An 8,183-nucleotide genomic window follows, 5' to 3' on the forward strand; every position below is an offset into this window, starting at 1 on the left:
TTTCCAGATTATAACCACCCGTTTTACAATCTTTGAACATCGTTTCAATGCTCCATCTAGCTCGATAAAAGGATAAGGTTAACTCCAAGTTTGGTAAAGTTGTTAAGATATACCAAGGGTCTTTTTGATGTTGCTTTCCGGAGCGAACATCTTACACTGGGTAATCCAACTAATGCTCGATGGAATCCAACTCAACAGACTACAAATTTACTAATTGAAAGACCCGGTTATACTGTCTCTTACAATACTGAAACAGGAATTTCCAATTGGGTAAGTTGGCAACTAAATCAATCGTGGATTAGCACAAATCCCGATACACGAAGCTCGGGGAGCAAGTTTATCACAGATATTTTCTGACCCGATACAGCACATCAAGTCGATGACAGGATTTTTGTGAGGACAGGGATGGATAGAGGACATTTAGCTCCTGATAGCCAAAGAAACCGTAATCCAAAAGATGCGCTAGAAACCTATATGGTAACTAACTTAATACCTCAAGCAATAGATAATAATAGGTTTTACCCAACAAACCCTCCTTCAGCTTCTGCTTGGAGAAATCTTGAAAAGCAAAATATGAATGATGCTTACGCTGCTGTTGATGAAAATAACAATCCATTACCCAAGCAGAACCAATATATTATAGCTGGAGCTTTTGGTAATAAGACAGAATCTGAACCACAATCTCGCGTTTTGCCGGACAAAAGTCGATTTAATACGAATTTGACTAACTTCCAAAATAACATGGATGTTCCTGAATGGACATGGAAAGTCGCTATACTTATAGAGTCGGTTGATTCAGAAATTACAACCGAGACTACACAAGCAGACGCATATATTACACCCAATAAAGCACAACCTTATAAATCTGATGAATGGCCTGATGAGGGTGAACCACATCCACTTTCTCTCAAACCTTAATGAGGATCTTGTAAGAGATTTAACTCTTCCATTTTAGTTTTTTTACTACCGATCCTGCATGATTAAAATTCGATAAGTAGTCATCAAGGCTTAATCGGAATGATTTTAAACCTCTTTGATTTCTATCATTCAACACTTTTGCTTAAAGAGCTTTGAGTTAGGGATTCGATCGCATGGTAACTGACCTCAAACAATCGGGCTATCGCCCCCAAGCAGAAGATACGATCGCAGAAGCCGATCGCTTGGAATTTTTGCTGCTGCGATCGCGATCGCCCTTGCAGCGATACGGGATGGCGCGGGCGTTGATGAAGCGAACCCGACAATTATCGTTGCAAAGTATCAAGCGGCGTTTTCCTCACTTGACGGGCATAGCTTTGGCGGAGAAAATAGCGAGGGCGTGGTTGCAAGACGATTACCCGAGGGCGTTCGTACCGGGAAACAATGAAAAAATGTGGATTCAAGACCCGTTAGAAATTGCCTTTTTGTTACACGACCTGTTTGAATCCCTACAAATCGAGTATTTCATTGCCGGCGGATCGGCAGCCATTTTGTATGGAGAACCCCGCACCACTCGCGATTTAGACGTGGTGGTGTCCATGCAGCGCGATCGACTCGATGAAGCGATCGCCTCCCTCGAAGAATCTGGATTTTACGTGGCGGGTGTAGAAGATGTGAAAAGCGGGCGGCTCGATATCCTGCAAGTTATTCACATTGCAACGATTGCCCGAGGGGATTTGATTTTATCGGGGACGACACCTTTCGATCGAGTGCAATTGGAACGACGGCAGGCAGTCTCAATGGAAGAAGGACGGATTTTGTATTATGCCAGTCCCGAAGATACGATTTTAAGCAAGCTGCAATGGCGACAGCAAAGTCAGTCGGAAAAGCAGTGGCGGGATGTTTTGGGCATTCTCAAGGTTCAAGGAGAATTGCTCGATCTCGATTATCTGCAAGAGTGGGCGACACGACTCGGTTTGAGTGCGGATTTGCGTCTGGTGCTGGTAGAAGCTGGTTTGAATTGATGCGATCGCAAACGATTGGAGTTTTTTCAATAAAATATGCTATTGTACAGATAATTTTTCTGGAATAATTCAAGAAATCTTTTTTCTAGAAATAATTTGTCACAAAGGTGCTTCGGGTTTTACTTATCGAAAAAGTAAGTATTTACTATCTTCTTCAATGTTTGTTTTTGATGGCTATACTTTTGTTATCACACCACCTGAAGGTGATAATTCAATACTATTCATGTGTGCCAATCGACCTGCTAGTAAATACTGCTAGTTAAAAAACTTGATTATGCTTCACTGAACTATCAACAAAGTTTCTTATATATTACATTCCACAATCCTTGAGGCGATAGAAAATAGCAGTACCCACCACACTTCTCCACCACTCTCCATCATCATCATAATCTCGCACCCACGTTGCAATAAAAGTCCCGACACCCCAAAGCTCCCACTTGCCTTTTCCCCCACCACAACTAACCCCTGGGAGATGTCCTTGGGGTGCTGAAGCGTTGAAAGTAAAATCTTTGTAATACAACCATGTTCCTTTTACGCGCCATCCGACGAGAGTACCAAACTTTTTCCAGATTTCATAATCGTATTTTTCTGCCTCTCCCAAACTTTCATAAATGCGCTTCTGAACTGAAAAACCGAAGTGTCCATTCAAGAATGTAGTGGTTGCGGCATAAAAGTTCCTAAAACTCTCTCAGTCCGCACCCATGAATGCCCAAAATGCGGATTGAGTCTAGATCGAGATGAAAATGCTGCGATAAATATTCTCAATCGGGCAATTGAAGAATTACAGGCGGTGGGTCTCATCGTCTCTGCTTGTGGAGGCTTAGGCGATAGTCAGCCTGCGAAGCAAGAAACTTCTAGAAAAGAATGGGTTCAACTCAGTCTTTTTTGAAGCCCTCGACAGAATCTTTGATTTGCCGGGAGAGAACGTCACGAGGAATGATTAAAAGTTCAGTTTTTGGTAAAGCGACTCAACACAGCAAGTCTCGACCGACGGAGACCCAAGCTAAACAACGACGCAGCATAAGTGCATTTCTCGATGACATTCCCAAAGAAGCAGAATCCGAACTCGCGATCGTTGTTGAGTTGGGATTCTTTCATTACCCATCGCTTGCCTTTACTGAAACTTCCCCAAGACATTCTAGAGGCACTGCGTCAGGGAAAATTGGCTTATACCAAAGCGCTGGCTATTTCTCGCATTAAAGACGAGGAACAACGGCGATCGCTCCTCGAAGCCGCAATTTCGGAAAATCTTTCCATCCGCCAAATTAAAGAGCGCATCGCCGCACTGAATCCCAAACCGGAAAAACTTCCCATTCAGAAGCAACTTGACAGCGCTTACAGTTCCCTGAAGAAGTCCAAAGTCTGGAGCAATCCCGATAAAAAGCAGCGCTTGGAATCGTTATTGCAAGAAATTGAAAGCATTCTGACGGAAGAGTGATGCCTTCTCAAAATAGGGAAATCTGGCGATCGCCTTCATCGTCTGAGGGATTGGCTACAGCTTGTTTTTTGTGTTGAGTATCAGACTTGACTGCTTTTCGTTTCTTGCCCCAACCTCTTTGCTTGCCTGCTTCTACGACGCGGCGGCGGATATCTCTGGCAATGCGATCGTAACATTCCGTCTTGATGTAACCGGACATTTGCACGGGTTGTATTCCCTGCACCTCCCAAAAAGTTCGACCTTCCGGCAATTTTCCGTGTTTGGTCATACTTTCGTTGGCTGCCCAGAGATAAACAGCCGCCCAATAGCGCTCCAAAGGAGCAATTAAAGTCGCCGGATAAATACAAGCCGCCACTTCGCTCGGTGTTGCCAATTCTCCGACAATTCCTTTTTCAGTTTCGGCAACAATAGCATCGAAGCGATCGAGATAAATGGCTTTGGGCAACCACTGGGGCAAACTTTCGCTCCAACTGCACTGGTGAACCGAGATTGGTCCTGCCAAATAGCGAATGTGATGAATCGAAAATTCAGAAAGTTCGAGTAGTGCAGCGATTAACTCATTGCTACAATCCATCTCCAGCAGCAAGCGCAACATTTTTTGAGTTCGTGGGTTGGAACTCGGGCGATCGCCTTGCTCTGGAATATCGAGCAGTTGAACTTGTTTGGGGTGTTCCATCGGTGTCGTTTCGTGCTTCGACACCGATAAAGCGTTAGCTGATGTTGTTGGTCAACCCGCACAAACCCGCATAACCAATAGCGATCGCATCTACCGAATCATCAACGGGGAGATTCTCCATATCGAATAAAGTCGCAATAATTTCTGCAACTTCCCCTTTCGTTGCCCTCCCATTCCCCAAATGTGCCTTCCAACTGGATTGGTGGAGTTGAACTGGTTCAATATCTGCCTCCCGACAACAGACGAGGTTGATAATGCCCACTGCTTGTAAAACCCCACCGGCTGCTTTGATATGCCGACCGAAAAAAGGCATTTCCATCACGGCTTGCGTTGGTTCAAATTCTTCAATGAGTTCGACCAAATCTCGTTCAATTTCAACCAACCGTTGAGGGGTGGAGAGATCGGCATCGGTTTCAATGATGCCGTAATCGAGGAGTTGAGGAGTACCTTGGCGATCTTCTGTCAATACCGCCCATCCTATTGTTGCTAAACCCGGATCCAATCCCAACCATATCTTCTCATCGCTCATCCAATTTTCTCGCTCGCCTGTCCCCCTAAAATGGGTGCAGATATTTTAGTTGTTTCCTATTACAACATATTTTAGCGATCGCCGTCCTGCCCGTCACCAAGAAATTGCAGTGCTTCGCGAGGAACGAGACACAACTGACCTGCCTCCGTCCGACACATGGCAGACTGAGGAAGAGACAATTCCTGGCAGTTATCAATGTCAAAGTCGAGTTGTTGCTCCCACAAACACTTTATCACTCGCACGATTGTTCCTTCACTGAGATAAAGCGAAGAGACTTTGATCGAATCCAAAGGGGGTTGCGATTCGAGTTGTGTGAGGAAAGAAACATCAGGATTGCCGATAATTCGAGCGAGTCGGATGCCTTGGGGTAAATTGGCAACAGCATCCTCAAATAGGCAGTTGAGAATATTACAGCGCAGTGGATCTGATTCTTCAACCCGATAGGATTCAACGACTTCTGCCACGGATTTTCCTGTTTCTCGTGCTTGCAGAATCACTTCTCGAACTAAGGGAAGTGCTGTTTCCGCAAAACTGTCAGCATCTAAGGGAGTTGTGCTTTCCAGCTTTTGGATGAGTTGGAAAAGGCGTTCGCGCCAGCGTGTGCTTAAGCACGTATCGCGAATTTTTGGATCTGGCGTTTTTGCCTGACATTCGGCAGCAATTTCTAGGGTATGAATGAGTTCTGAGGGCAAAGAATTAAGATGATTGGATAGAGAAGCACTTTCTCCATTTAATTTTGTGTCGAGTGCCAGATCGTAATATTCTTCTGCCAGATCGAACAGATTGCCTCCCAGTTGCGATTCGAGGCAATGCAAAAGCTGCCAAAATAGAGAGAGCGATCGCGGTATGGGACGAGTGGCAATAAAGTGAATCTGACTTTTAGACGAGCGATCGCTTAAGATTTCGATGCGTCCGTAAGGTTGACGAGTGCGATAATCTAAGTTCAGCAATTGTCGATGAAGTTGAGTTCTCATAATCCGTTGCAGCGAATGAAAGGACGAAGAACGACAGGTTTATTGCCGTTCTCGAACTCATCGCGATAGCGGTATGAGAATCCTCTTAAAAACTCGATTGGGCAGTTTGACGATAATTTCAAAGAATTGAGCAAAGGCAGCGTAGAATAAGACAAGATTCTAAAGACCAACAAGATTGACATGGACAGATACCACCCAATCTGCACCTGAATCGATCGAATATTTTGCTCTAATTGGAACAGTTTAATGTTAGGGGAAGCTGACTATGTTGCTCATACCAACTATTCTTTCATCCTGCGAGAAACGGTAGAAATAGCAAAACTAATAGAGCAAGGAGTAAGTTCTGAAGAAATTCGAGATATTGCCATCGATCGCGATCTCTTTGAATTACGAGCGATCGCATCTCGCCAGCGAGCTTTACAAACCATCCAAAAGCGACTTCGTTCGGTTGCCAGTCCTTACATTGAGTTACTCGCTAAGGGAAATTCGGATATTCAACGGTTTACCAATCTGTTTATTATCCTGCGGGAAAATCGTTTATTGCAGGAATTAATTAAAGAAGTGTTATTGAGTAAACTTAAAAACTTTGAAAAACGCATCTTTAAAACAGATTTGCAGATTTTTTTTACAGCCAAGCGAGAACAAAGTTCGACAATCGCAGCTTGGTCGGAATCGACTTATCAAAAAACTCAAAGCAACACCTTAAAAATTTTGACAGAAGCAGGATTTCTCAAATCCATTACTCCTCGCGGAAGCTATGAAATTTATGCCCTTCCCGTTCCTCTCCCTCTCCAACAGCAGTTAAAATCCGACGGACTCGAACATTTTTTAATTTTGATGCTCAATCCAATTAATAATTAACAATTATCAAGCCTAGGCAATCATTGATTTAAAAACAGCATCAACCGGATCGGTATAAAAAGAAGTTTGAAATTTCGCCAATAGTTCTGGCGGAACAGAGGAGAGATCGGCTGCACTTGACATGGGTAATAAAATTCGTTGCGCCCCCGCATCAAATGCGACTTGTAAGCTATCTGCAAGGTTGCGAACGGGCGTAATCGTTCCTCCTAATGTCATCTCTCCAAATATTGCCAATTGCGCTTGAACGCTCCGTTTGAGGGCAGCAGAACACAAGGCAATAAACAAACTCAATCCTCCCTCTTCTGGAATGCCAGTTCCCTGTAAATCGAGAATCTGAGCGAGAAAATCGGTGTTGGTAGAATTAATCGTGCTGCTGACTCGATGGGCGTTAGCTTTGAAAAAATTAAAGGCAATGTTGAGCGCATCTTTAATTTTACTCGCACTCGCTCCTCCAGTTCGCACTAATTTCCCAGTTCCTTGAACAGTTTGGAGTTCCAGTTTATAAGTTCCAATTGTTCCATTATCGCCTTGGGTGACAAAATGTAAATGTCCGGCAGGAAGCAGATCCGGACTGATGAGATTGGCTCCGCCAATTTCGGGAACGGACACAAAATGTTCCTCAAGTGTTTCTAAGTCGATATAACTAAAATGGACATCGTAAAATTCCATGCCGCCAATTTTTTTAAGTTGTTCCTTGACTCGGCGACGAACCCGAAGGGCATAAATTAGGGCAGTTTCTACATCTTCTTTCCTCTGCGAACCATCGGGAAATAAAAGTTTTAAGAGTCCGGAAACGGTTTTGCGAACGGCTTGAACATCCCGTTGTTTGAGGTTGTTGCCCAATCGGAAATAGCCATCGATCGCATCGGCAAAACTCCGCTTTCGCATCTCTCGCAACCACTCCGCCAAATAGTCCACAATAAAACCATATTGCTTGGTAAAGTTTTCGGGACTCAATTTGGGAATCTCCCAACCAGGGATGTAAGCATGGAAGCGATCGAAGAACGCTGTATCGATCATTTCTGCGGGAAAAGGGGAAAGCAGGTGAGAAGTTTTCAGCAGAGTTTCCACGCTTTGATTGATATTGCCAACAAATACCATCGAAGCGGAGGCGTTAATTTCGGCTTTGCCCCGTGCAAATGACCCCGATGCCATATAATCCTTCATGATCTGGATGCCGTCTTTGTCCTTGAAGTGAATGCCCGCAACTTCATCAAAAGCAACGACATCAAACAAGCCGACCAACCCAACCCGACGGGAGGCCATGTTATAGAAGAGATTGGGAACGGTGGTTTGACCCCCAGAAACGAGAAGGGAATTGGGCGAGACTTCCTTATAAAGGTGGGATTTTCCCGTCGATCGCGGGCCCAATTCGCAGCAATTATAATTGTTCTCGCACAAGGGAATCATGCGAGCCAATAAATGCCATTTGACTTCTTCGGTGAAAGTCGTCGGTTCGAGTCCCGCCGATCGCAAGAGGAGATCGATCCATTCTTCGCGGGTAAATTGGGGGCGACCTGCAAACAATTCCGAAGTATCGATGGAGGGCATTTGGATGGGTTTGAGGCTGGTCACGAGAAAGGGACTGGGTTTCGTTCCCGCTTCGTATTCGAGTTTGAGAATGCACCAAATCCCCCCTCCCAAGAGTTTGGGGTTATCTGTGGCCATCTCTGGGTCAATCACCACTTCTTTGATGCCTAAGTTGCCGAGTTCCCCTTGATAGAAATCTTCTTTCTCATTGAGTTTGACGGTGACGCGATCGATA

9 protein-coding genes and 2 pseudogenes are annotated in these 8,183 nt (G+C 44.6%); 5 read left to right on the forward strand and 6 right to left on the reverse strand.

The window, feature by feature from the left end; genetic code table 11:
• A pseudogene (locus tag VB714_RS06510) lies at nt 1-124 on the reverse strand (IS4 family transposase); the annotation flags it as partial.
• Here VB714_RS06510 and VB714_RS06515 point away from each other — a divergent pair.
• Together VB714_RS06515 and VB714_RS06520 are read left to right on the forward strand one after the other, a co-directional pair.
• Nucleotides 100-918, forward strand: a pseudogene (locus VB714_RS06515) (DNA/RNA non-specific endonuclease). The pseudogenes VB714_RS06510 and VB714_RS06515 sit on opposite strands and share 25 nt — an antisense overlap.
• A 173-nt stretch (nt 919-1,091) precedes the next feature.
• Entirely contained in the window at nt 1,092-1,940 is an 849-nt protein-coding gene (locus VB714_RS06520; RefSeq protein ID WP_323222335.1) for a hypothetical protein, read from the forward strand.
• A gap of 310 nt (nt 1,941-2,250) precedes the next feature.
• On the opposite strand, the gene VB714_RS06525 is transcribed toward VB714_RS06520, so the two are convergent.
• Entirely contained in the window at nt 2,251-2,589 is a 339-nt protein-coding gene (locus tag VB714_RS06525; RefSeq protein ID WP_323222337.1) for a GUN4 domain-containing protein, read from the reverse strand.
• On the opposite strand from VB714_RS06525, the gene VB714_RS06530 reads away from it, so the two are divergent.
• Nucleotides 2,578-2,829 (forward strand): zinc ribbon domain-containing protein, encoded by a 252-nt coding sequence (locus tag VB714_RS06530; protein ID WP_323222338.1) that lies wholly within the window; start codon nt 2,578-2,580, stop codon nt 2,827-2,829. The two genes, VB714_RS06525 and VB714_RS06530, sit on opposite strands and share 12 nt — an antisense overlap.
• A 147-nt stretch (nt 2,830-2,976) precedes the next feature.
• Nucleotides 2,977-3,378 (forward strand): hypothetical protein, encoded by a 402-nt coding sequence (locus VB714_RS06535; protein ID WP_323222340.1) that lies wholly within the window; start codon nt 2,977-2,979, stop codon nt 3,376-3,378.
• Between the two features lie 7 nt (nt 3,379-3,385).
• Here the strand turns inward: VB714_RS06535 and VB714_RS06540 are convergent, their stop codons facing one another.
• The 3 genes from VB714_RS06540 to VB714_RS06550 all read right to left on the reverse strand — a co-directional run bounded on the left by VB714_RS06540 (nt 3,386) and on the right by VB714_RS06550 (nt 5,557).
• A complete protein-coding gene (locus VB714_RS06540; protein WP_323222343.1) occupies nt 3,386-4,054 on the reverse strand; it encodes a hypothetical protein in 669 nt (222 codons plus the stop codon).
• 34 nt (nt 4,055-4,088) lie between these two features.
• Entirely contained in the window at nt 4,089-4,583 is a 495-nt protein-coding gene (locus VB714_RS06545; protein WP_323222344.1) for a crossover junction endodeoxyribonuclease RuvC, read from the reverse strand.
• Nucleotides 4,584-4,654: 71 nt separating this feature from the next.
• The gene (locus tag VB714_RS06550; protein ID WP_323222345.1) at nt 4,655-5,557 is read right to left on the reverse strand and encodes a hypothetical protein; all 903 of its coding nucleotides are present in this window, start codon (nt 5,555-5,557) and stop codon (nt 4,655-4,657) included.
• Nucleotides 5,558-5,803: 246 nt separating this feature from the next.
• Between VB714_RS06550 and VB714_RS06555 the strand changes: the two genes are divergently transcribed.
• Entirely contained in the window at nt 5,804-6,418 is a 615-nt protein-coding gene (locus tag VB714_RS06555) for a BrxA family protein (protein ID WP_323222347.1), read from the forward strand.
• A 12-nt stretch (nt 6,419-6,430) separates the two neighbouring features.
• On the opposite strand, the gene brxL is transcribed toward VB714_RS06555, so the two are convergent.
• Nucleotides 6,431-8,183: protease Lon-related BREX system protein BrxL (brxL, locus tag VB714_RS06560; RefSeq protein ID WP_323222349.1), on the reverse strand; the 1,753-nt coding region annotated here is incomplete at its 5' end.

The organism is Spirulina sp. 06S082, from assembly GCF_034932145.1.
Classification (GTDB): domain Bacteria; phylum Cyanobacteriota; class Cyanobacteriia; order Cyanobacteriales; family Spirulinaceae; genus CCY15215.